We start from the raw sequence: 23,715 nt of genomic DNA on the forward strand, positions 1-23,715 counted from the left end.
CTGTTCCCTCTGAAAATCGAGTGGTGATGACCATGCAGCATCCTGTGCGTACCGAACTCTGGGCCATTCTGCGGCTGGCAGGGCCGTTGATTGCTTCACAGTTGGCGCACATGTTGATGGTGCTGACTGACACTTTAATGATGGCCCGCCTGAGTCCCGAAGCGCTCGCGGGCGGCGGTCTCGGTGCAGCGACTTACTCGTTCGTATCGATTTTCTGCATCGGCGTGATTGCGGCAGTCGGCACGCTGGTGGCGATTCGCAAAGGCGCCGGCGACATCATTGGCGCCGCACGGCTGACTCAGGCCGGGCTGTGGCTGGCGTGGCTGATGGCGTTGGGCGCCGGGTTGTTGCTGTGGAATCTGAAACCGGTGTTGCTGTTGTTCGGCCAGACCGAAACCAACGTCAACGCCGCCGGGCAATTCCTCATCGCCCTGCCCTTCGCCCTGCCCGGCTACTTGAGCTTCATGGCCCTGCGCGGTTTTACCAGCGCGATTGGCCGGGCGACGCCGGTGATGATTATCAGCCTGGCCGGCACGGTGGCCAACTTCCTGCTCAATTACGCGCTGATCACCGGCATGTTCGGCCTGCCGAAAATGGGTCTGACCGGGATCGGCCTGGTCACGGCGATTGTCGCCAACTGCATGGCGTTGGCATTGGCCTGGCACATCCGTCGGCATCCGGCTTATGACGCTTACCCTTTGCGTGCGGGCCTGTCGCGACCGAACCGGCAATACCTGAAAGAACTGTGGCGCCTCGGTCTGCCGATTGGCGGCACCTACGCTGTGGAAGTGGGCTTGTTCGCCTTCGCGGCGCTGTGCATGGGCACCATGGGCAGCACGCAGTTGGGCGCACACCAGATCGCCCTGCAGATTGTTTCGGTGGCATTCATGGTGCCGGCGGGGATGTCGTACGCAATCACCATGCGCGTCGGCCAGCATTACGGCGCCGGTCAATTGAGCGATGCACGGATGTCCGGCCGGGTAGGGATCGTCTTTGGCGCCGTGGTCATGCTGGGTTTCGCCATGGTGTTCTGGCTGCTGCCAAATGAGTTGGTCGGGTTGTTCCTCGATCACAACGATCCAGCGTTTGCCGAGGTGATTCGCCTCGCGGTGAGCCTGCTGGCGGTGGCGGCGTGGTTTGAGTTGTTCGACGGTACGCAGACGATTGCCATGGGCTGCATACGTGGGCTCAAGGATGCGAAGACCACGTTTCTGGTCGGGCTCGGCTGCTATTGGCTGATCGGCGCGCCGGCGGCCTGGTGGATGGCGTTCCACCTCAATTGGGGGCCGACGGGGGTCTGGTGGGGATTGGCGTTGGGGTTGGCGTGTGCAGCGGTGAGTTTGACCCTGGCGTTCGAATGGAAGATGAAGCGGATGATTCGGCTGGAGCCTGCGTCATCAAGTCAGTTCACTGTCCCGCAGACCGACTGAGATCCCTTGTAGGAGTGAGCCTGCTCGCGATAGCGGTGTGTCAGACAACTCATCATTTTTGACACACCGCTATCGCGAGCAGGCTCACTCCTACATTGGTTATGTGCTCAGTTCACGATTTCGAGGGCTGGCTGCTGACTCGATCCAAACGTCAGATATTCCACCAACTCCGCCAACGGCAACGGCCGGCTGATCAGATAGCCCTGCACCTGATCGCAACCAAATCCGCGCAGCAGCTCCAGTTGTTCCGGCGTCTCGACCCCTTCGGCGACCACTTCCAGATGCAGGTTGTGCGCAAGATTGATCATCGCGTGCACCAGTTTGCGGTTCTCTTCGCGCTGCTCCATGCCGCCGACGAAGCTCTTGTCGATCTTCAGCAAAGTGATCGGCAGGCTGTTGAGGTGCACGAACGACGAGAACCCGGTGCCGAAGTCATCCAGCGAGAAACGCACGCCGAGGCGGCCGAGGGCGTCCATGGTCTGCTTGACCAGATCGCTGCGGCGCATCACTGCGGTTTCGGTCAGTTCAAACTCCAGCCACTGCGCTTCAACACCGCGCTCAGCAATCAAGCGACTAAGCGTCGGCAACAACTGACTGTCCTGAAACTGGCGGAACGACAAGTTGATCGCCATGTGCAGCGCCGGCAACCCGCGCTCGCGCAACGCCTGCATGTCACGCAGGGCTCGGGAAATCACCCAGTAACCCAGCGGCACGATCAAACCGCTCTGCTCGGCCAAAGGGACAAATTCACTGGGCGGCAGCAAACCGCGTTCGCCATGGCGCCACCGCACCAAGGCCTCGAGGCCAACAATCTGGCCATCCTGAAGATTCAAGCGTGGCTGGTAATGCAGCTCCAGCTCATCGCGACGCAACGCCCGGCGCAGTTCGCTTTCCAGATCAGCCATGCTCCGCGCGTTGCGGTTGATACGTTCGTTGAAGATATGAAAAGTGCAGCCTTGGGTGCTTTTGGCCTGCTGCATAGCGATATGTGCGTGCCACATCAGCGGGTCGGCGCCGCCCTGCGCACGGGCGTGGGCGATGCCGAGGCTGGAGCCGATCAGCAGGCTTTCGCCATCAACCCAATACGGTTCGGCGAGCGCTTCGGTGATGCGTTCGGCCATCCATTCGGCGCGCTGCGGCGCCCGGCGGGTGTCGATCAGCAAAGCGAATTCGTCGCTGCCCAGCCGCGCCAGTTGATCACCGGCCTCCAGCTGACTTTTCAGCCGCGCGACAACCTGCAGGATCAAGCGATCGCCAGCCTGATGGCCAAGCGCATCGTTGGCATGGCGGAAGTTGTCGAGATCTAGATGCCCGAGGGCCAGGCCACGACCGTCGTTTTCCGCGAGGCGCGCGGCGAGCAAGGTCTGGAAACCCTGGCGATTGGCGATGCCGGTCAGCGGGTCCTGTTCAGCGAGGCGTTGCAGGGTGTTTTCGAGAACGCCGCGTTCGCGCACATGGCGCAGGCAACGGCGCAGCATATCGGCGTCGAGGGCATCGAACACCAGCCAGTCACTGACGCCAACCGGCGCGGTGTCCGGTTCGTGCTCCAGCAGCAATACCGTCGGCAGGCTGCAACGGCCGGGTGCCGGTTGCAATGCAGGTATGGTCAACAACACCGCATGGCGGTTGTCTTCGAACAAACTGCTGACCGACTCCCAGCTCGGCGCGCTGATCAGCACCGCCGCGCTCCCCATCGGAGCCAGACACTCACGCAATAACGCTGTCCACGCTGGCTCTTCGGCCAGTAGCAGCAAACGCAAGGGTTCGACAGGCGTAGACAAGCTAGCTCCCTAGACTCTGCAAAGATGTGGGCGGGGCATTATGCCGTTGCGATGTTCAATGACCAAATGACAACGGTTATCAAAACGTTATTTTGTGTCACGAATGAGTACATTAGCCGCAAAATCACCGCGCATCCTCCGCGAAAGTAACAAAACCGGCAAATTTGAATCGCGTGATACGTCACAAGTCGGAGAGAGCAGCACAATTCTCTGAGCCTGTTAAAATGCCGGCCCATTTCGTCAACGACTCCCGAATTTTCGTATGTCCCGACTCAATCCCCGGCAGCAAGAAGCCGTGAACTACGTCGGCGGCCCTCTATTGGTGCTCGCCGGTGCTGGCTCCGGCAAGACCAGCGTGATCACGCGCAAAATCGCGCACCTGATCCAGAACTGCGGCATCCGCGCCCAGTACATCGTCGCCATGACCTTTACCAACAAGGCCGCGCGCGAGATGAAAGAGCGGGTCGGCACCCTGCTGCGGGCCGGCGAAGGGCGCGGCCTGACCGTCTGCACCTTCCACAACCTCGGTCTGAACATCATCCGCAAGGAACACGTGCGGTTGGGCTACAAACCCGGTTTTTCGATCTTCGACGAGACCGATGTAAAAGCGCTGATGACCGACATCATGCAGAAGGAATACGCGGGCGACGACGGCGTCGACGAGATCAAGAACATGATCGGCGCCTGGAAAAACGACCTGATCCTGCCGCCTCAGGCGCTGGAGAACGCGCGCAATCCCAAGGAACAGACCGCCGCTATCGTCTACACCCACTATCAGCGCACGCTGAAAGCGTTCAACGCGGTGGACTTCGATGACCTGATCCTGCTGCCGGTAAAACTCTTCGAAGAACACGCCGACATTCTCGAAAAGTGGCAGAACAAGGTCCGTTACCTGCTGGTCGACGAATACCAGGACACCAACGCGAGCCAGTACCTGCTGGTGAAAATGCTCATCGGCACGCGCAACCAGTTCACCGTGGTAGGCGACGACGACCAGTCGATCTATGCCTGGCGCGGCGCGCGGCCGGAAAACCTGATGCTGCTCAAGGACGACTATCCATCGCTGAAAGTGGTGATGCTCGAGCAGAACTACCGCTCGACGAGTCGCATCCTGCGCTGCGCCAACGTGCTGATTTCGAACAACCCGCACGAATTCGAAAAGCAGCTGTGGAGTGAGATGGGCCACGGCGACGAGATCCGCGTGATCCGCTGCCGCAACGAAGACGCCGAAGCCGAGCGCGTGGCGATGGAAATCCTCAGCCTGCACTTGCGCACCGACCGCCCGTACAGCGATTTCGCCATCCTTTATCGCGGTAACTATCAGGCCAAGCTGATCGAACTGAAGCTGCAGCACCATCAGGTGCCGTACCGCCTGAGCGGCGGCAACAGCTTCTTCGGCCGTCAGGAAGTGAAAGACCTGATGGCCTACTTCCGCCTGATCGTGAACCCGGATGATGACAACGCCTTCCTGCGCGTGATCAACGTGCCGCGCCGTGAAATCGGCTCGACCACCCTGGAAAAACTCGGCAACTACGCCACCGAGCGCAAGATCTCGATGTACGCCGCCACCGACGAAATCGGTCTGGGCGAACATCTGGACAGCCGCTTCACCGATCGCCTGTCGCGCTTCAAGCGCTTCATGGACAAGGTCCGCGAGCAGTGCGCCGGCGAAGACCCGATCTCGGCGCTACGCAGCATGGTCATGGACATCGACTACGAGAACTGGCTGCGCACCAACAGCTCCAGCGACAAAGCTGCCGACTACCGGATGAGCAACGTCTGGTTCCTGATCGAGGCGTTGAAAAACACCCTCGAGAAGGACGAAGAAGGCGAAATGACCGTCGAGGACGCCATCGGCAAACTGGTCCTGCGCGACATGCTCGAGCGTCAGCAGGAAGAGGAAGACGGCGCCGAAGGCGTGCAGATGATGACCTTGCACGCCTCCAAAGGTCTGGAATTCCCCTACGTGTTCATCATGGGCATGGAAGAGGAAATCCTCCCGCACCGTTCCAGCATCGAAGCCGACACCATCGAAGAAGAACGCCGCCTGGCCTACGTGGGCATCACCCGCGCGCGCCAGACCCTGGCCTTCACCTTCGCCGCCAAGCGCAAGCAGTACGGCGAGATCATCGACTGCGCGCCGAGTCGCTTCCTCGATGAGCTGCCGCCGGACGATCTGGCCTGGGAAGGAAACGACGACACACCGACCGAAGTCAAAGTCGTGCGTGGCAATAGCGCATTGGCTGATATACGCGCGATGTTAAAGCGCTAGAATTGACCACTTTTTACTAGACCTTCGGCGCACAAAGCGCCAAATGAGGACAGCTTCATGGAAGCATTGCACCAGAAAATCCGCGAACAAGGCATTGTGCTTTCCGACCAGGTCCTGAAGGTCGACGCCTTCCTGAACCACCAGATCGACCCGGCCCTGATGAAGCTGATCGGCGACGAATTCGCCTCGCTGTTCAAGGACTCGGGCATCACCAAGATCGTCACCATCGAAGCCTCGGGCATCGCCCCGGCGATCATGACCGGTCTGAACCTCGGCGTGCCGGTGATCTTCGCCCGCAAGCAACAGTCCCTGACCCTGACGGAAAACCTGCTGTCGGCGACCGTTTACTCGTTCACCAAAAAGACCGAAAGCACCGTGGCCATCTCCCCGCGTCACCTGACCAGCAGCGACCGCGTGCTGATCATCGACGACTTTCTGGCCAACGGTAAGGCGTCGCAAGCGCTGATCTCGATCATCAAACAGGCCGGCGCGACCGTTGCCGGTCTGGGTATCGTCATCGAGAAGTCGTTCCAGGGCGGCCGCGCCGAACTGGATTCGCAGGGCTACCGCGTTGAATCGCTGGCTCGCGTGAAATCGCTGAAGGATGGCGTCGTCACCTTCATCGAATAAGCCAGCAGCACCGCAGTCCCCCTGTAGGAGTGAGCCTGCTCGCGATAGCGGAGTGTCAGTCGACACCTTGGTTGACTGACACTACGCGCTCGCGAGCAAGCTCGCTCCCACAGGTAAGTCTCAAGCCTTCGACAAATCCATTCTGTACCCCGCCCCCGGCACTCCCTCATGCATCGCAGCTTGAATATCCGCATACAAGGCATTCGCCTCGCCGGTAGTAATCGAGCGCGAACAATCCCGTAGCACGACATGCAAAAGCACGTTCTCCTGACCCGGCAGCATTCCGAGTCGCTCAATGGCTTGCGCCGGTAAATCCGTACGCTGCCAACGCCCCTTGATTCGCATCTCCTCGATCCACCCAGAACAATCACCCGCCGCTTGCAACATCCTCTCGGTCAATACCTCTTCACTCAATCCCGGCGTTACCGCCAACGAGATATCGCGGGCAATCGACGGCAAACGAGATACCGCAGTCCAAGAATCCAGATCATGCATCTGCGCCTGCACGCGCACATTCTGATCACGCAACAAACGAATATCAGGAATGCCTTTGCGCAACATCGTCAGGCGATCCAGCCCCATCCCAAGAGCGAGCCCGCCATGGCGCAGAGGATCAATCTGCAAACGCTGCAATAGCGACTTCGCGATACGCCCGCACTCTAGAACCTCAACCGGCACGCCATCATTCAACACATTCACTTCAATCCCGCCCTCGGTGTAGTGATGTGGACTATCGCTATAAACCCAGGATTTTTCAGGAACGGCCAACTGCAAAATATCGCCAACAAGCCGCAGCAAATGCTCATGGGATGCCAACTCCGGGTCGCCCAACACCCAAATATCCATTTGATGCGGCTCGGCGCAATGCCAACGATCTCGGCTATCACGCCTGAAGGTAATGCCTGGCGCTGCCAGCAAAATGGTTTGTCCCGGCTGACGAACCTCGGCGGCCTGCTGAAGCGCCGCAGGGATCTGGCTCGTGGTCTGTGTTCGCAAAAGCGAATGCTCATCGACCCAACGTGTGTGCTCACTGCCGAGGGTAATTTCTGTCGGGTCGTAACCCAGCAAACCGTAGTTTTCTTCGACGGACACAATCCTTGGCCCAACCTGCAACTGCGCTCGGGGCCAGCCCTTTTCTTCGAGACCCTGAAGGACTTCATTCAGTAATAGTCGAACAGCGTGATCAGGGTGGCTCTTTTCGGTTAAGTCAGTTAGGAGTAAGGCTTGGTGGACAGATACATCTGTCAGGTATTTCTTTGATGTGTGCACTGTATGCCCTCTGGATTTCGGCTGGCTAGAAGTCCTCTTAAAAAACGCCCACAAACAAACCTATCGATAGGCGAACGCCGACGACAATCCAAATACTCATTGATTGATGATTTTCAGAACGGGACTACAGAAGTCATTCCGTATCCATTCAGATCTCGGGCATACCCCGTGTAGGAGCTATCGAGTGCAACGAGGTTGCGATCTTTTGATCTGCTCAAAGATCAGGATCAAAAGATCGCAGCGTGCCGCAGCTTCTACGGGGTTTGGATGGTGGCTTTCAGGCCGGTGAGGAGCAGGCGTTGGAAGAGGTCTTCTTTCAGGCCTTCCGGGTGGGTGAGTTGCATGCGTTCAAGGTGTTCGGGGTGGAGCGATGCTTCGGGGGCGTCGAGGGCTGCTTTGCCGAGTTCGAGGATTTCGGTGAGTTTGAATTTGCTCTTCAGCCAGTTCAGCGCGCGCAGCAGATCGCGTTCGATCGCAGTGAAATCACAGCCCAGCGGGTACTCCGGAAACAGGTTTTTGTGCCGTGCGGCAATCGCTTGCAAACGCTGCGGCGTGTTCTCGGTGAAGCGTGGATCGAGACGGAAATCCTTTGGCAGCTTGCCGACTTTTTGCGCTTGCTCGATCAAACCCTGCTGGAAGCGAGAGTCACTGATATTCAGCAATGACTCAATCACCACCGCGTCGGATTTGCCACGCAAATCAGCGATGCCGTATTCGGTCACGACGATGTCGCGCAGGTGCCGTGGGATCGTGCAGTGGCCGTATTCCCAGACGATGTTGGAGCTGACGTCGCCACCGGATTCGCGCCAGCTACGCAGGATCAGAATCGAACGGGCATCGTGCAACGCGTGACCCTGCGCGACGAAGTTGTACTGCCCGCCGACACCGCTGAGTACCCGTCCGTCTTCGAGTTGATCCGCCACGCCAGCGCCAAGCAGGGTCATGGTGAACACGGTGTTGATGAACCGCGCATCAAGGCGCTGCAGGCGCTTGAGTTCTTCCTGTCCGTAGAGCTCGTTGATGTAGCTGATGCGGGTCATGTTGAATTCGAGGCGTTTGCTCTGCGGTAACTCACGCAGGCGCTCGTAGAAACTGCGCGGGCCAAGGAAGAAACCGCCGTGCACCGAGATGCCGTCAGTCTGCGCCGCCTCGTTGAGGGTGCCGGCGTTGGCCTGTTCCTGCGTTGGCACATCGGGGTAGACCTTGCGGCGGATGATCCCGGCATCCGCCAGCACCAGCAGACCGTTGACGAACATTTCGCTGCAACCGTACAGGCCTTTGGCGAACGGCCCCGTGCCGCCCTCGCGCTCGATCAATTGCGCCCACTGGCTGAGGTTGATGTCGTCGAGCAACGCCCTATAACCGGTGTTATCCGCCTGACGCGCCAGCAATGCGGCGGTCAACGCGTCGCCCATCGAACCGATGCCGATCTGCAACGTACCGCCGTCGCGCACCAGCGTACTCGCGTGCAGGCCAATGAAATGATCCTGAAATCCCACCGGCATGTTCGGCGTGGAGAACAGCGTGCTGCTGTCCTTCGCGTCGATGAGCAGGTCGAAGGTGTCGATATCGACTTCTGCATCGCCGGGCATATATGGCAAATCGGTGTGCACCTGACCGACCAGCAAAATAGTCTCCCCGGCTTCGCGACGTTTGGCGATCATCGGCAACAGGTCGAGGGTGATGTCGGGATTGCAACTCAGGCTCAGTCGATCGGGATGCTCGCTGCTGCTGGCCAGTAATTGCGCCACCAGATTGAGCCCGGCGGCGTTGATGTCACGGGCGGCGTGGCTGTAATTGCTGCTGACGTAATCCTGCTGGGCCGGCGCGCTGTTGAGCAGGCTGCCGGGCTGCATGAAGAACTGTTCGATGCGGATGTTGGCGGGCAGGCTGTCGCGGTGCAGGTCGGCGAGGAAATCGAATTCCGGATAGTCACCGAAGACGCGCTCGACGAAGGGTTCGATGAAGCGTTTTTGCAAGCCGTCGCCCAACGCCGGGCGGCCCAGGCACAGCGCGGTGTAGATCGTCAGCTGCCGCTCGGGCAGACCTTTGATCCGCCGGTACAGCGCGTTGACGAAGTGATTGGGTTTGCCCAGGCCCAGCGGCATGCCCATGTGGATATGCGCCGGCAAGCGCGCCAGCACGTCGTCCACTGCCTGTTCGATCGAACACAACTGCACCATCTGAAGCCTCCTGCCCGTTCCGTGAATAGGGGTAGACCGAGCTTGCCTTGAGTTTGCTGCAATGAACAGCTTCAGAGTAAGTGTGCGCTGTTCTTGAAATGTTTTTCCGACTCGAAATTGTTGCCCTCACCCTAGCCCTCTCCCAGAGGTAGAGGGGACTGATTGGGGGTTGCTGTGAAGATACGCCGACGTGAAAGTGATGTGCTGAATCCATAATCGCTAAGGTCTTTCAGGTCGATGCATAGCAAAAGACACCTCGGTCGGCCCCTCTCCCTACGGGCGGTCCGACGTTTCGGGAGGGCTGGGGTGAGGTGAGGTGAGGTGAGGGCTACTAAATCGCAGGCACAAAAAAACCGTCCGAAGACGGTTTTTTTCGTCAGAAGCGCGGCTTATTTCAGGCCGGACATCTTCTCGATTGCGCCTTTCAGGTCGGCGTCGGAGCAGTCAGCGCAGGTGCCTTTAGGCGGCATGGCATTGATGCCGGTGATGGCCTTGGCCAGGATGCCGTCGAGGCCGCCCTGGTGATCGGCTCGTTCTTTCCAGGCTGCGGTGTCACCGATTTTCGGCGCGCCTAAAAGGCCGGAGCCATGGCAAGCGTTGCAATGTTTGGCAATGATTGAGTCTGGAGTCTTGGCATCACCGCCGCCGGCAGTTGCAGCCACTTCCATCCCCTTGCATTCCTGCCCTTGGACACACACCTGGCCGACCGGCTCGAGGCGTTTGGCAATGTCGTCATTCGTCGCAGCTTGAGCGCTGACAGCCCAGAGGGCCAGTACGGTTGCTGGTGCGGCCAGCATTTTCATAATTAGGTTCACGCGTTCACCCTCAATGGTGGCTATTCACGCCTGCGGCCACGGTTCGCAGGCGGGCGGAAGTATAGCGGGTAGCCCGTCACACTGAAACAACCCCATAGTCGAAGGGGTTATACCGCACGGTAGAAAAACGGTCCGGATGCCTTTGCCATCATGGCTTGGCACCTCTTTGTTAAAAATTCGCCGGCGTGGCTGCGCTGATTAGTCGCGCAGGTGCGTCGAACGGATTACGGAAACGATGCGGCTTGGTACTTTCAAAGTAGTAGCTGTCGCCGGCTTCGAGAATAAAAGTTTCCAGACCCACCACCAGTTCCAGACGACCTTCCACCAGAATCCCGGTTTCCTCGCCTTCATGGGTGAGCATTTCTTCGCCGGTATCGGCGCCCGGCGGGTAGATTTCATTGAGGAAGGCGATGGCGCGGCTGGGATGCGCGCGACCGACCAGTTTCATGGTCACGGCGCCGTCGGAAATGTCGATCAGCTCGTTGGCCTTGTAGACGATCTGGGTCGGGACTTCCTGCAGGATTTCTTCGGAAAAGAACTCGACCATGGACATGGGGATGCCGCCCAGTACCTTCCTCAGCGAACTGATCGAAGGACTGACGCTGTTCTTTTCGATCATCGAAATGGTGCTGTTGGTGACGCCCGCGCGTTTGGCGAGTTCACGCTGGGAAAGCCCTTTGAGCTTGCGGATCGATTGCAGTCGTTCACCGACGTCCAAGGCGGGAGCCTCCTGATGTTGTAAGAATATTGAGCGTTATCATGGCGACAGCGTTCAGTATTTACAACACTTGGCCCCCGCAGCGGCGTCAACCCTCGGAATAGAGCCTTGGCACCCGACGCAGGTTGCAGAAGATCTGGTACGGAATGGTGTCGGCCCACTGCGCCACTTCGCTGGCGAGGATGTTTTTGCCCCACAATTCGACGGTCGAACCGAGGTCGGCTTCCGGCACATCGGTCAGATCGATGCAGAGCATGTCCATCGACACGCGACCGAGAATGCGGCTGCGCTTGCCAGCCACCAAAACCGGCGTGCCGGTCGGCGCCTGACGCGGGTAGCCATCGGCGTAACCCATGGCGACCACGCCGATGCGCATCGGCTTGTCGGTGATGAATTTGGCGCCGTAGCCTACGGGCTCGCCAGCCGGCAGTTCACGCACGCTGATGACTTTCGACTCCAGGGTCATTACCGGTTGCAGGCGATCAGCCACGGCGTTGGCCTCTTCGAACGGGGTCGCGCCGTAAAGCATGATGCCCGGGCGCACCCAGTCACTGTGAATCCTGGGCCAACCGAGCACGGCCGGCGAGTTGCGCAGGCTGACTTCAGCGGCCAGCCCCTGACGCGCTGCTTCAAACACCGCGACTTGCTCGGTGCTGCTCTGCGCGTGCAATTCATCGGCGCGAGCGAAGTGGCTCATCAGGACGATTTTTCCCACTTTACCGCTGGCCAGCAGCCGCTGATAGGCCGCTGGGTAGTCCTTTGGATGCAGACCGACGCGGTGCATGCCCGAATCGAGCTTCAGCCAAACAGTGATCGGTTTGCTCAGGGCTGCCTGTTCGATCGCTTCGAGCTGCCACAGCGAATGCACGACGGTCCAGAAATCATGCTCGACGATCAACGCCAGCTCATCGGCCTCAAAAATCCCTTCCAGCAACAACACCGGCGCACGGATACCCGCAGCGCGCAGCTCCAATGCCTCCTCGATGCAGGCAACGGCAAACCCGTCGGCCTCGGCTTCCAGCGCCTGCGCGCAACGCACCGCGCCATGGCCGTAGGCATCGGCCTTGATCACCGCAAGCGCCTTGGCGCTGGTGACTTCGCGGGCAATTCGGTAGTTGTGGCGCAGGGCTTCTAGGTCGATCAGGGCACGGGCAGGACGCATGGCGGCAGACTTCTAGGCGGTCATGGGAAGAAAAACCGGCGCCGACTGACGACGTGAACCGCCAACAGCGCCGGGAGAGGGATCTTTAAAACAGTTACGGCAGCGCGGCGACGATGGAGATCTCCACCAGAATGCTCGGCTTGGCCATCTTCGCCTCGACGGTGGCGCGGGCCGGAGCAGCACCTTTTGGCAGCCACTGATCCCACACCGAGTTCATCCCGGCAAAATGCGCCTCGATGTCGTTCAGATAGATCGTCGCCGAGAGCAGGTGTTGTTTGTCAGTGCCGGCCAGATCAAGCAAACGCTCGATATTGGCCAGTACGTCGCGGGTCTGCTGTTCAATTCCGGCGTCGAAGTCGTCGCCGACCTGCCCGGCCAGATACACGGTGCCGTTGTGGCTGACGATCTGACTCATGCGCTCATTGGTGAGCTGGCGCTGGATTGACATGTTTTGCGGACTCCTGGGTTTTGTTGCCGTAACGGGAAATATCGAGGCCTTCGGCGCTGATCTGTGGCTTTTTCTTCGCCATCAGGTCGGCCAGCAAACGACCGGAACCGCACGCCATGGTCCAGCCGAGCGTGCCGTGACCGGTGTTGAGGAACAGGTTCTTGAACGGCGTGGCGCCAACGATCGGCGTGCCGTCCGGGGTAGTCGGCCGCAGGCCGGTCCAGAAACTCGCCTCGGCCAGATTGCCGCCCTGAGGATAAAGGTCGTTTACGATCATCTCCAGGGTTTCGCGGCGACGCGGGTTCAGCGACAGGTCAAAACCGGCGATCTCGGCCATGCCACCGACGCGGATGCGGTTGTCGAAACGGGTGATCGCGACCTTGTACGTCTCGTCGAGAATAGTCGAGGTTGGGGCCATGGCCGGATTGGTGATCGGCACAGTCAGCGAGTAACCCTTGAGCGGATACACCGGGGCTTTAATGCCCAGTGGCTTGAGCAGTTGCGGCGAATAACTGCCGAGGGCCAGCACGTAACGGTCGGCGGTTTCCAGCTTGCCATCGATCCATACGCCGTTGATGCGATCACCGGCGTAGTCGAGTTTCTGGATGTCCTGGCCGAAGCGGAATTCGACACCGAGCTTCACGGCCATTTCGGCGAGGCGCGTGGTGAACATCTGACAGTCGCCAGTCTGGTCGTTCGGCAGGCGCAGGGCACCGGCGAGGATGTCAGTCACGCCCGCCAGCGCCGGTTCAACCCGGGCAATGCCGGCGCGGTCGAGGACTTCAAACGGCACACCAGACTCTTTCAGCACGGCGATGTCTTTGGCGGCGCCATCAAGCTGCGCCTGAGTGCGGAACAGCTGAGTCGTGCCGAGGCTGCGGCCTTCGTAGGCAATGCCGGTTTCAGCGCGCAGTTCGTCGAGGCAGTCGCGGCTGTACTCGGACAGGCGCACCATGCGCTCCTTGTTCACCGCGTAACGGCTGGCGGTGCAGTTGCGCAGCATCTGCGCCATCCACAGGTACTGGTCGATGTCGGCGGTGGCCTTGATCGCGAGAGGGGCGTGGCGTTGCAGCAACCACTTGATCGCCTTCAGCGGCACGCCCGGCGCGGCCCACGGCGAGGCATAGCCCGGCGACACCTGGCCGGCGTTGGCGAAACTGGTCTCCATGGCCGCAGCGGGCTGCCGGTCGACCACCACCACTTCAAACCCGGCACGGGCCAGATAGTAAGCACTGGCGGTACCGATGACGCCGCTACCCAAGACCATTACGCGCATTTTTGTATCCCTCATCGCGGCAGGGCCGCGTACGTCTGTTGTTAGAGCAATGATGCGCGCAGTGTAAAAAAGAAATGCCAGTGCTTTTCACTATATAAGCGCCTATATTTGGCGACAATTCTCGGCAAAAACCCTTTTCACGGAGGCGCATCCCCTATGCGTACCAACACTCAGACCAAACGTGAGCTGGACAAGATCGACCGCAACATCTTGCGGATCCTGCAGGCGGACGGGCGGATTTCCTTTACCGAACTCGGGGAAAAGGTCGGCCTCTCCACCACGCCATGCACCGAGCGGGTGCGGCGTCTGGAGCGCGAAGGGATCATCATGGGCTACAACGCCCGGCTGAATCCGCAGCACTTGAAGGGTAGCTTGCTGGTGTTCGTCGAGATCAGCCTCGACTACAAATCCGGCGACACGTTCGAGGAGTTCCGCCGCGCGGTGCTGAAGTTGCCGCACGTGCTGGAGTGTCACTTGGTGTCGGGGGATTTCGACTATCTGGTGAAGGCGCGGATTTCCGAGATGGCCTCGTACCGCAAGCTGCTGGGCGACATCCTGCTGAAGCTGCCGCATGTGCGCGAGTCGAAGAGCTATATCGTGATGGAAGAGGTTAAGGAGAGCCTGAGCCTGCCGATTCCGGATTGAGTTTTTGAAGATCAAAAGATCGCAGCCTTCGGCAGCTCCTACATGGGAATGCATATCTCTGTAGGAGCTGCCGAAGGCTGCGATCTTTTAAACCAACACCTGCCGATTCGCCGCCATGTACTCGAAAATCTGCTTTTCAACTCGCGGATGAATCAGCTCCACCGGCCGCCGCTCATTCGGGCACGGCAAGGTTTTGGTCGTGCCGAACAAGCGGCAAATCAGCGGCCGCTCCTCATATACCGTGCAGCCATTCGGCCCCAGATGCACACAGTTCAACTCTTCCATCGCCGCATCTTGTTCGGCGCGGGTCTTGCGCGGCAGGCGGGACATTTCTTCCGGCGAAGTGGTCACCGGCCCGCAGCAGTCGTGGCAGCCGGGCACGCACTCGAACGAGGGGATCTGCTGACGCAAGGTGCGGACTGTCTGGCTGTTGCAGCTCATCGAAACGGTAACCAAGGTGGAATAGACGGCAATTGTGCCGCAAAAGCCGTGATCCAGACACCGCAGGCCGACCAGTGTTGCCCACGTTCAGGCGTGCGGCTTATGCTCCGTCAAATTTTCTCGACACTTAGCCGTTGGATGACGCCCATGACTGCCCGCGCCTTCACCTCCGCGAGCCAACCCCACGTTGCCTCTTACTACGCCGCCAGCAGCCTGCCGCAGCCGGATCATCCTGCGCTGCAAGGTGAAATGGTGGCTGATGTCTGCGTGGTTGGTGGCGGTTTTTCCGGGTTGAACACGGCACTGGAACTGGCTGAACGCGGCCTCAGCGTGGTGTTGCTCGAGGCGCACAAGATCGGCTGGGGCGCCAGCGGCCGCAACGGCGGGCAGTTGATTCGCGGCGTCGGTCACGGTCTCGATCAGTTCGCCAATGTCATCGGCAGCGACGGCGTGCGCGAGATGAAACTCATGGGCCTGGAAGCGGTGGAAATCGTTCGCCAACGGGTCGAGCGCTTTCAGATTGCCTGCGATCTGACCTGGGGCTACTGCGATCTCGCCAACAAGCCCGCCGACCTCGAAGGTTTTGCCGAAGACGCCGAAGAACTGCGCAGCCTAGGCTATCGCTACGAAACCCGTCTGCTGCAAGCCAACGAAATGCACACGGTGGTCGGCTCCAAGCGCTATGTCGGCGGTTTGATCGACATGGGGTCAGGACATCTGCATCCGCTGAATCTCGCGCTGGGTGAAGCCGAAGCGGCGCAGCAATTGGGCGTCAAACTGTTTGAACACTCCGCAGTGACGCGTATCGATTACGGCCCTGAAGTCAAAGTCCATACAGCCCAAGGTTTGGTACGCGCGAACACGCTGGTCCTCGGCTGCAATGCCTATCTCAATGATCTGAATCCGCAACTCAGCGGCAAGGTCCTGCCCGCAGGCAGCTACATCATCGCGACCGAACCGTTGAGCGAAGAACAGGCGCACAGCCTGCTGCCGCAGAACATGGCAGTCTGCGACCAGCGTGTCGCGCTGGATTACTACCGGCTCTCGGCGGATCGTCGTTTGCTGTTCGGCGGCGCCTGCCATTATTCCGGGCGCGATCCGAAGGATATCGGCGCCTACATGCAGCCGAAGATGCTCGAGGTATTTGCGCAACTGGCTGGGGTGAAGATCGATTATCAGTGGGGCGGCATGATCGGCATCGGCGCTAATCGTTTGCCGCAGATTGGCCGGCTCGCGGACCAGCCGAACGTGTATTACGCACAGGCCTATTCCGGACACGGGGTGAATGCCACGCACCTGGCGGGCAAGTTGCTGGCCGAGGCGATCAGCGGGCAACAGGGTGGCGGGTTTGATCTGTTTGCCAAGGTGCCGCACATCACCTTCCCGGGCGGCAAGCATTTGCGTTCGCCGTTGTTGGCGCTGGGGATGTTGTGGCATCGCCTCAAAGAGCTGGTCTGACAGCTTTTCAGCGACCCTACGAACGCCTTCGCGAGCAAGCTCGCTCCCACATTAATCTTCAGTGGATACAAGTTTTCCATCCACCATAGATCCCCTGTGGGAGCGAGCTTGCTCGCGAAAGGGCCGGCAAGAACAATACAGATCTCAGATCCGCCAGAACGGCTTCAACCCCTCCTCCAGCGCCTGCTCACGGGTCAGCCCGATATCCTTGAGCTGGTCCGCCGTCAGCGCCAGCAACGCCTTGCGCGTGTGCAGACGATGCCAGAACAGGTTCCAGCGGCTAAGACCGGATGGCGCGTTACGCATGAGATTGCGTGCGTTGTCCTTCTGCCCTGCCGCCAGTTCCTGACTGTGTAACGTCAGCCGCACATCGCTCAAGCCGTTCATTTTCAATGCTCCTGTTTACTTGGGTAGCCAGAGATTCCATGATGCGCGGGCGAGCAAAACCGTTACAGATTCAAAGCGACTGTATTAACTCCATACAGATTTGCCGCTTTGCCGACTGAATTGTCGTTTTTTGCCACATCTGTACTGGTATATCGAATCACCGCACCGAGGCAGAACCATGACCCTTTACGTAAACCTCGCCGAATTGCTCGGCACGCGCATCGAAAACGGTTTCTATCGACCCGGCGATCGGTTGCCGTCGGTGCGCGCCTTGAGCGTCGAACACGGGGTCAGCCTGAGCACGGTGCAACAGGCCTATCGCATGCTCGAGGACAGTGGCCTGGCCACACCAAAACCCAAGTCCGGCTACTTTGTACCGGTCGGTCGCGAGCTGCCGGAGCTGCCCGCCGTCGGTCGTCCGGCGCAACGGCCGGTGGAGATTTCGCAATGGGATCAAGTGCTGGAATTGATTCGCGCGGTGCCGCGCAAGGACGTCGTGCAACTGGGTCGCGGCATGCCCGACATCAGCTCGCCAACCATGAAACCGTTGCTGCGCGGTCTGGCGCGGATCAGCCGCCGCCAGGACATGCCCGGTCTGTATTACGACAACATTCACGGCACTCTCGAACTGCGCGAACAGATCGCTCGGCTGATGCTCGATTCCGGTTGCCAGTTGAGCGCCAGCGACCTGGTCGTCACCACCGGGTGCCACGAAGCGCTGTCCACCAGCATCCACGCGATCTGCGAGCCGGGCGACATCGTCGCGGTCGATTCGCCGAGCTTCCACGGCGCCATGCAAACGCTCAAAGGCCTGGGCATGAAAGCCCTGGAAATTCCCACCGACCCGCTTACCGGCATCAGCCTCGAAGCGCTGGAACTGGCGCTTGAACAATGGCCGATCAAAGTCATCCAGCTCACCCCGAACTGCAATAACCCGCTCGGCTACATCATGCCGGAGTCGCGCAAACGCGCCCTGCTCAACCTCGCGCAACGCTTTGATGTGGCGATCATCGAGGACGATGTGTATGGCGAACTGGCCTACACCTACCCGCGTCCGCGCACGATCAAATCCTTCGACGAAGACGGCCGTGTGCTGCTGTGCAGTTCGTTTTCCAAGACCTTGGCGCCGGGGCTGCGCATTGGTTGGGTCGCACCGGGCCGATACCTCGAGCGCGTGCTGCACATGAAATACATCAGCACCGGATCGACCGCACCGCAGCCACAGATCGCCATCGCCGAATTCCTCAAGGCCGGCCACTTCGAACCGCACTTGCGGCGCATGCGCACGCAATATCAGCGCAGCCGCGACCTGATGATCGATTGGGTGACCCGCTATTTCCCGGCAGGTACCCGCGCCAGTCGGCCCCAAGGCAGCTTCATGTTGTGGGTCGAATTGCCGGAAGGTTTCGACACCCTGAAACTGAATCGTGAGTTGCACGACCAAAGCGTACAGATTGCCGTCGGCAGCATCTTTTCCGCTTCGGGCAAGTACCGCAATTGCCTGCGCATGAACTACGCTGCCAAACCGACAGCGCAGATCGAAGAGGCGGTGCGCAAAGTCGGCGAGACCGCTGTCAGATTGCTGGCCGAAGCCGACTGACCTTTTTCCAGAGAACCGCGTCCATATGCCGACCCTAGCCGCCATTCGGAATGACCCTACGTGAGCTTCAGACAGCCCCTGTTCGCTTTGCTGTTACTCGCCTCGTTCCTGAGTGGCTGTGCCAGTCTCGATGTTCCGCGCGAGCCGAGTCAGGCATTGCCGGCATCCGATTCCAGCTTCGGCCGTTCGATCCAGGCGCAAGCGGCGCCCTATCAGGGCCGCTCGGGTTTTCGCCTGCTGTCCAACAGCAGCGAGGCGTTCACCGCCCGCGCCGAACTGATCCGCAACGCCCAGACCAGCCTCGATCTGCAGTACTACATCGTCCACGACGGCATCAGCACGCGAATGCTGGTGGAGGAACTGCTCAAGGCTGCCGACCGTGGCGTGCGCGTGCGCATCCTGCTCGATGACACCACCAGCGATGGCCTCGACCAGATCATCGCCACACTCGCGGCGCATCCGCAGATTCAGATTCGTCTGTTCAATCCACTCCACCTTGGCCGCAGTACCGGCGTCACGCGGGCAGCAGGCCGCTTGTTCAATCTATCGCTGCAACATCGGCGTATGCACAACAAGCTGTGGCTGGCGGACAACAGCGCGGCCATCGTCGGCGGACGCAATCTGGGTGACGAGTATTTCGACGCCGAGCCGAATCTGAATTTCACTGATATCGACATGCTCAGTGTCGGGCCTGTCGCCGAGCAGCTCGGCCACAGTTTCGACCAGTACTGGAACAGCGCCCTGAGCAAACCGATCGACGAATTCCTCTCCAGCCAGCCGACCGCCAAAGACCTGAAAAACACCCGCACGCGCCTGGAAGAGTCGCTGGAAGAAACCCGCAAACAGAATCACGCGCTGTATCAGCAATTGATGACCTTCAAGACTGCGCCGCGCATGGACATCTGGCGCAAAGAGCTGATCTGGGCGTGGAATCAGGCATTGTGGGACGCGCCGAGCAAGGTCTTGGCCAAGGGTGAGCCGGATCCGCAATTGCTGCTGACCACGCAACTGGCACCCGAGCTCAGAGGCGTGAGCAAAGAGCTGATCATGATTTCGGCGTACTTCGTGCCGGGCCAGCCAGGTCTGGTTTACCTGACCGGTCGCGCCGATGCCGGCGTCTCGGTGAGCCTGCTGACCAACGCGCTGGAGGCCACCGATGTACCGGCGGTGCATGGCGGCTATGCACCGTATCGCAAGGCGTTGCTGGAGCATGGCGTGAAGTTGTATGAACTGCGGCGCCAGCCTGGGGATAACTATGGCAGCGGCCCGCATGTGTTTTACAGCAAGTCGTTTCGTGGTTCGGACTCAAGCCTGCACAGCAAAGCAATGATCTTTGATCGGCAGAAATCGTTTATCGGCTCATTCAACTTCGACCCGCGCTCGGTGCTGTGGAATACCGAGGTCGGGGTGTTGGTCGACAGCCCGGAACTGGCCGGGCATGTGCGCGAACTGGCCTTGCAGGGCATGGCGCCAGCGTTGAGCTATGAGGCGAAGCTTGAGAACGGGCAGATCGTCTGGGTGACTGAGGACAACGGCCAGATGCACACCCTGACCAAGGAGCCGGGGAGTTGGTGGCGACGATTCAACGCGTGGTTCAGCACCACTGTCGGCCTTGAGCGAATGCTTTAAAAAGCAAAAGATCGCAGCCTTCGGCAGCTCCTGCAGTTGAAATGCATTCCTCCTGCAGGAGCTGCCGAAGGCTGCGATCTTTTGACTTCAAGCCGTCTGAGCTGTGCCAAACGCCCCTTGGCGCAAGAGCAGAATCACCAACCCGAACGCCCCGATCGCCATCAGCAACGGCAACGCATGCCCGCTGATCCACTGGCTGCCCGCCCCCGCCGCGAGCGGCCCGACCAGACAACCGACACCCCACAATTGCGCGATGTGCGCATTGGCGCGCACCAGCGCATCGTCGCGATAACGCTCGCCAATCAGAATCAGCGACAGGGTGAACAAACCACCGGCACTCGCCCCGAACAATACCCACAATGGCCAGATCAGCAGCGTGTCGAGCAACATTGGAATCGCCAGACTCGACAGCATCAACACCACCGCACAACCCGCGAACAACGTACGTCGCGACAGGTAATCGGCCAACGCGCCAATCGGCAATTGCAGCAACGCATCCCCCACCACCACGGTGCTGACCATCGCCAGCGCGATCTCGGCCGTGAAACCCTGCTGCAGGCAATACACCGGCAGCAACGTCAGGATCATCGCTTCGAACGCGGCAAACAACGACACCGCCCAGGCAATTGCTGGCAGCTCGCGCGCAAATCCCCAGAGGTCGCGGAACGTCACGCTGCTCGCTTCACTGCTTGGCGCACCGCTGCGACCGAGTAACAGCAACGGCGAAACCACCAGCAAACCCACACCGACCCAGAAACCGTAATCATGTTCAGTGCCCAACGCGCCCAGCAACAACGGCCCCGACAGTTGGCTCAACGCATAGCTGCTGCCATACAGCGCCACCAACCGGCCACGCCAGTGCTCGACCACCAACTGATTGATCCAGCTCTCGCCGAGGATGAACACGATAGTCAGGATCACGCCGATCATCAGGCGCAGCACCAGCCAGATCGGATAGCTCGGCAACAGCGCCAGCAAACCGATCGACAATGCCCCAGCCCACAGGCACAGGCGCATCAGGTTCGCCGTGCCAAAGCGCGCCGCCAAATGGCTGGAAATCTTCGCGCCCAACAACACGCCAATCGCCGGCATCGCTGCCATTACACCGATGGCGAAGGAACCGTAACCCCAGCCTTCCAAGCGCAACGACACCAACGGCATGCTGACCCCCAGGGCCAGACCGACACTCAAGACAGACGCCAACACGGCGAAATACGTCGCCCAACGCATGTTCCACGCTCCTGTGGATAATTATTTTTAGAGACCACATCAAGCAAATGTGGGAGCGAGCCTGCTCGCGAAAGCGGTTTCACATTCAGCACATGGGCTGACTGATACACCGCTTTCGCGAGCAGGCTCGCTCCCACAGGGATCTGCCTCGTCTGGAGGATCTGCTCTTGCGAACAGACCCTCCTAACGGCTTACAGCTTGATCCACGTCGCCTTCAGCTCGGTGTACTTGTCGAACGCGTGCAGCGACTTGTCGCGGCCGTTGCCCGACTGTTTGAAGCCGCCGAACGGCGCAGTCATGTCGCCGCCGTCGTACTGATTGACCCACACGCTGCCGGCACGCAGCGCCTTGGCGGTCAGATGAGCCTTGGAGATGTCCTGGGTCCAGACTGCAGCGGCCAAACCGTAAGGCGTGTCGTTGGCGATCTGGATGGCTTCTTCAGCGGTATCGAAAGCGATGACCGACAGCACTGGGCCGAAGATCTCTTCCTGAGCGATCTTCATCGCGTTGCTCACACCGTCGAAAATAGTCGGCTCAACGTAAGTGCCGCCGGTTTCCTGAAGGATGCGCTTACCGCCAGCCACCAGTTTGGCGCCATCGCTGTGGCCGGACTCGATGTACGACAGCACGGTGTTCATCTGTTGGGTATCCACCAGCGCACCAACGTTGGTCGCCGGATCCAGCGGATTGCCCGGCTTCCAGGCTTTCAACGCCTCGATCACCATCGGCAAGAACTTGTCTTTGATGGAACGCTCGACCAGCAGACGCGAACCGGCGGTGCAGACTTCGCCCTGGTTGAAGGCGATGGCGCTGGCAGCGGATTCGGCAGCGGCTTGCAGATCCGGGGCATCGGCAAAGACGATGTTCGGACTCTTGCCGCCGGCTTCCAGCCAGACACGCTTCATGTTCGATTCGCCGGAGTAGATCATCAGTTGCTTGGCGATCTTGGTCGAACCGGTGAACACCAGTGTGTCGACGTCGTTGTGCAGGGCCAGCGCCTTGCCAACGGTATGACCATAACCCGGCAGCACGTTGAGCACGCCTTTCGGAATACCCGCTTCAACCGCCAGTGCGGCGATGCGGATGGCGGTCAGCGGGGATTTTTCCGACGGCTTGAGGATCACCGAGTTACCGGTCGACAGCGCCGGGCCGAGTTTCCAGCAGGCCATCATCAACGGGAAGTTCCACGGCACGATGGCACCGACAACGCCCACCGGCTCGCGGGTCACCAGACCCAGTTGATCGTGCGGCGTGGCCGCGACTTCGTCGTAAATCTTGTCGATCGCTTCACCGCTCCAGCTCAGCGCTTGCGCCGCGCCCGGAACGTCGATGTACAGCGAATCGCTGATCGGCTTGCCCATGTCGAGAGTTTCAAGCAGGGCCAGTTCTTCGGCGTGCTGCTTGAGCAGGCCGGCAAAACGGATCATGGTGGCTTTGCGTTTGGTCGGCGCCAGGCGCGACCAGACGCCGGAATTGAACGTGGCGCGGGCGTTCTCAACAGCGCGTTGGGCGTCGGCGGCGTCACAGCTGGCAATCTTGCCGAGCAGACGGCCATCGACCGGGCTGATGCACTCGAAGGTCTCGCCGGAGACGGCGTCGGTGTATTCGCCATTGAGGTAGGCGCGGCCTTCGATTTTCAGGTCGCGGGCGCGTTGTTCCCAGTCGGCACGAGTCAGGGTGGTCATTTCGAGTGTCCTCCGCTTGTTGAATACGAGCGCCGCGCGATCTTCGCCAGCGTCCTCAGGAATTCTGCCCGGCCAGCCGGTTTTTTCGGCCAGAGGCACCCGCCACCCTAAACCAGCGGCCGGGGTTGTTTCAATATATTTGACATAAGGTGGTCATACGGCCTTGCGGTGTTGATTTTAATCAACATAGACTTTGGGCCTTTCCAGCCAATCGCGCCGTATTCACGGGGGATAACAACAATGAACATCCAGAACGTCGTCGACATCAGCCTCACCAGCAGCGAAGCCGAACGCTATCGTCCGGACCCGGCGAAAGTGCTCAAGGGTGATCCTGAGCAAGCGGTGTTCCATCAGTACGAAAGCCCTTGCGGGCAGATGGGCGTCGGCGTGTGGGAAGGTGCGGTCGGGCAGTGGACGGTGAATTACACCGAGCATGAGTATTGCGAAATCCTGCAGGGGGTTTCGGTGCTGCGTGACAGCGATGGCAATGCCAAGACCTTGCGTGTGGGCGACCGGTTTGTGATTCCGGCGGGGTTTCGTGGCACCTGGGAAGTGCTGGAGGCTTGCCGCAAGATTTATGTGATTTTCGAACAGAAGGCTTGAGGATTTTCGCTGGCTGATCCGGACCTATCGCGAGCAGGCTCACTCCTACAGGT

At 59.8% G+C, this 23,715-nt stretch carries 20 protein-coding genes; 8 read left to right on the top strand and 12 right to left on the bottom strand.

All coding sequences use genetic code 11. From position 1 onward, the window contains the following. The first annotated feature begins 32 nt into the window (after positions 1-32). Positions 33-1,430: a NorM family multidrug efflux MATE transporter gene (locus PspS49_RS28665; RefSeq protein ID WP_160042321.1), complete on the top strand. Its 1,398-nt coding sequence runs from the start codon at positions 33-35 to the stop codon at positions 1,428-1,430. Between the two features lie 107 nt (positions 1,431-1,537). Here PspS49_RS28665 and PspS49_RS28670 read toward each other — a convergent pair whose 3' ends face one another. Continuing rightward, positions 1,538-3,211: a bifunctional diguanylate cyclase/phosphodiesterase gene (locus tag PspS49_RS28670; protein WP_160042323.1), complete on the bottom strand. Its 1,674-nt coding sequence runs from the start codon at positions 3,209-3,211 to the stop codon at positions 1,538-1,540. A 262-nt stretch (positions 3,212-3,473) separates the two neighbouring features. Here PspS49_RS28670 and rep point away from each other — a divergent pair, with 262 nt between their 5' ends. Both rep and PspS49_RS28680 read left to right on the top strand, forming a co-directional pair. Then, complete coding sequence (gene rep, locus PspS49_RS28675) at positions 3,474-5,483, top strand: DNA helicase Rep (protein ID WP_127930218.1); 2,010 nt, start codon at positions 3,474-3,476, stop codon at positions 5,481-5,483. A gap of 57 nt (positions 5,484-5,540) precedes the next feature. Beyond that, on the top strand, positions 5,541-6,113 hold the full coding sequence (locus PspS49_RS28680) for a xanthine phosphoribosyltransferase (RefSeq protein WP_007920398.1): 573 nt from the start codon (positions 5,541-5,543) through the stop codon (positions 6,111-6,113). A gap of 120 nt (positions 6,114-6,233) precedes the next feature. On the opposite strand, the gene PspS49_RS28685 is transcribed toward PspS49_RS28680, so the two are convergent. From PspS49_RS28685 to dadA, 7 genes are all read right to left on the bottom strand, one after another. Then, positions 6,234-7,382: a hypothetical protein gene (locus PspS49_RS28685; protein WP_160042325.1), complete on the bottom strand. Its 1,149-nt coding sequence runs from the start codon at positions 7,380-7,382 to the stop codon at positions 6,234-6,236. A 254-nt stretch (positions 7,383-7,636) separates the two neighbouring features. Beyond that, a complete protein-coding gene (locus PspS49_RS28690) occupies positions 7,637-9,565 on the bottom strand; it encodes an acetyl-CoA hydrolase/transferase C-terminal domain-containing protein (protein ID WP_160042326.1) in 1,929 nt (642 codons plus the stop codon). A 389-nt stretch (positions 9,566-9,954) separates the two neighbouring features. Further along, entirely contained in the window at positions 9,955-10,368 is a 414-nt protein-coding gene (locus PspS49_RS28695) for a c-type cytochrome (protein WP_102901447.1), read from the bottom strand. 181 nt (positions 10,369-10,549) lie between these two features. After that, complete coding sequence (locus PspS49_RS28700) at positions 10,550-11,098, bottom strand: cupin domain-containing protein (RefSeq protein WP_007920393.1); 549 nt, start codon at positions 11,096-11,098, stop codon at positions 10,550-10,552. An 88-nt stretch (positions 11,099-11,186) separates the two neighbouring features. Then, the gene (alr, locus tag PspS49_RS28705) at positions 11,187-12,260 is read right to left on the bottom strand and encodes an alanine racemase (protein ID WP_160042328.1); all 1,074 of its coding nucleotides are present in this window, start codon (positions 12,258-12,260) and stop codon (positions 11,187-11,189) included. A 94-nt stretch (positions 12,261-12,354) separates the two neighbouring features. Next, on the bottom strand, positions 12,355-12,708 hold the full coding sequence (locus tag PspS49_RS28710) for a RidA family protein (protein WP_034152045.1): 354 nt from the start codon (positions 12,706-12,708) through the stop codon (positions 12,355-12,357). Continuing rightward, positions 12,680-13,984: a D-amino acid dehydrogenase gene (gene dadA / locus PspS49_RS28715; RefSeq protein WP_034152046.1), complete on the bottom strand. Its 1,305-nt coding sequence runs from the start codon at positions 13,982-13,984 to the stop codon at positions 12,680-12,682. The genes PspS49_RS28710 and dadA overlap by 29 nt, the downstream gene beginning before the upstream one ends. Before the next feature lie 156 nt (positions 13,985-14,140). Here dadA and PspS49_RS28720 point away from each other — a divergent pair, with 156 nt between their 5' ends. After that, positions 14,141-14,629, top strand: coding sequence for an Lrp/AsnC ligand binding domain-containing protein (locus PspS49_RS28720; protein WP_003177284.1), 489 nt, complete (start codon positions 14,141-14,143; stop codon positions 14,627-14,629). Between the two features lie 87 nt (positions 14,630-14,716). On the opposite strand, the gene PspS49_RS28725 is transcribed toward PspS49_RS28720, so the two are convergent. Further along, positions 14,717-15,070: a YkgJ family cysteine cluster protein gene (locus PspS49_RS28725; protein WP_016985827.1), complete on the bottom strand. Its 354-nt coding sequence runs from the start codon at positions 15,068-15,070 to the stop codon at positions 14,717-14,719. A gap of 147 nt (positions 15,071-15,217) precedes the next feature. On the opposite strand from PspS49_RS28725, the gene PspS49_RS28730 reads away from it, so the two are divergent. Beyond that, complete coding sequence (locus tag PspS49_RS28730; RefSeq protein ID WP_160042330.1) at positions 15,218-16,528, top strand: FAD-binding oxidoreductase; 1,311 nt, start codon at positions 15,218-15,220, stop codon at positions 16,526-16,528. Between the two features lie 144 nt (positions 16,529-16,672). On the opposite strand, the gene PspS49_RS28735 is transcribed toward PspS49_RS28730, so the two are convergent. Beyond that, entirely contained in the window at positions 16,673-16,915 is a 243-nt protein-coding gene (locus PspS49_RS28735) for a DUF1127 domain-containing protein (RefSeq protein WP_127930225.1), read from the bottom strand. 178 nt (positions 16,916-17,093) lie between these two features. On the opposite strand from PspS49_RS28735, the gene PspS49_RS28740 reads away from it, so the two are divergent. Then, the gene (locus PspS49_RS28740; RefSeq protein ID WP_160042332.1) at positions 17,094-18,515 is read left to right on the top strand and encodes a PLP-dependent aminotransferase family protein; all 1,422 of its coding nucleotides are present in this window, start codon (positions 17,094-17,096) and stop codon (positions 18,513-18,515) included. A 60-nt stretch (positions 18,516-18,575) separates the two neighbouring features. Beyond that, positions 18,576-20,144: a phospholipase D family protein gene (locus PspS49_RS28745; protein WP_160042334.1), complete on the top strand. Its 1,569-nt coding sequence runs from the start codon at positions 18,576-18,578 to the stop codon at positions 20,142-20,144. 87 nt (positions 20,145-20,231) lie between these two features. On the opposite strand, the gene PspS49_RS28750 is transcribed toward PspS49_RS28745, so the two are convergent. Both PspS49_RS28750 and PspS49_RS28755 read right to left on the bottom strand, forming a co-directional pair. Next, entirely contained in the window at positions 20,232-21,374 is a 1,143-nt protein-coding gene (locus PspS49_RS28750) for an MFS transporter (RefSeq protein ID WP_127930227.1), read from the bottom strand. Between the two features lie 191 nt (positions 21,375-21,565). Then, positions 21,566-23,059: an aldehyde dehydrogenase gene (locus PspS49_RS28755; protein WP_127930228.1), complete on the bottom strand. Its 1,494-nt coding sequence runs from the start codon at positions 23,057-23,059 to the stop codon at positions 21,566-21,568. A gap of 240 nt (positions 23,060-23,299) precedes the next feature. Between PspS49_RS28755 and PspS49_RS28760 the strand changes: the two genes are divergently transcribed. Continuing rightward, positions 23,300-23,662: a cupin domain-containing protein gene (locus PspS49_RS28760; RefSeq protein ID WP_064589815.1), complete on the top strand. Its 363-nt coding sequence runs from the start codon at positions 23,300-23,302 to the stop codon at positions 23,660-23,662. Positions 23,663-23,715: the final 53 nt, after the last annotated feature.

The sequence above is a fragment of the Pseudomonas sp. S49 genome (assembly GCF_009866785.1).
Lineage (GTDB): Bacteria > Pseudomonadota > Gammaproteobacteria > Pseudomonadales > Pseudomonadaceae > Aquipseudomonas.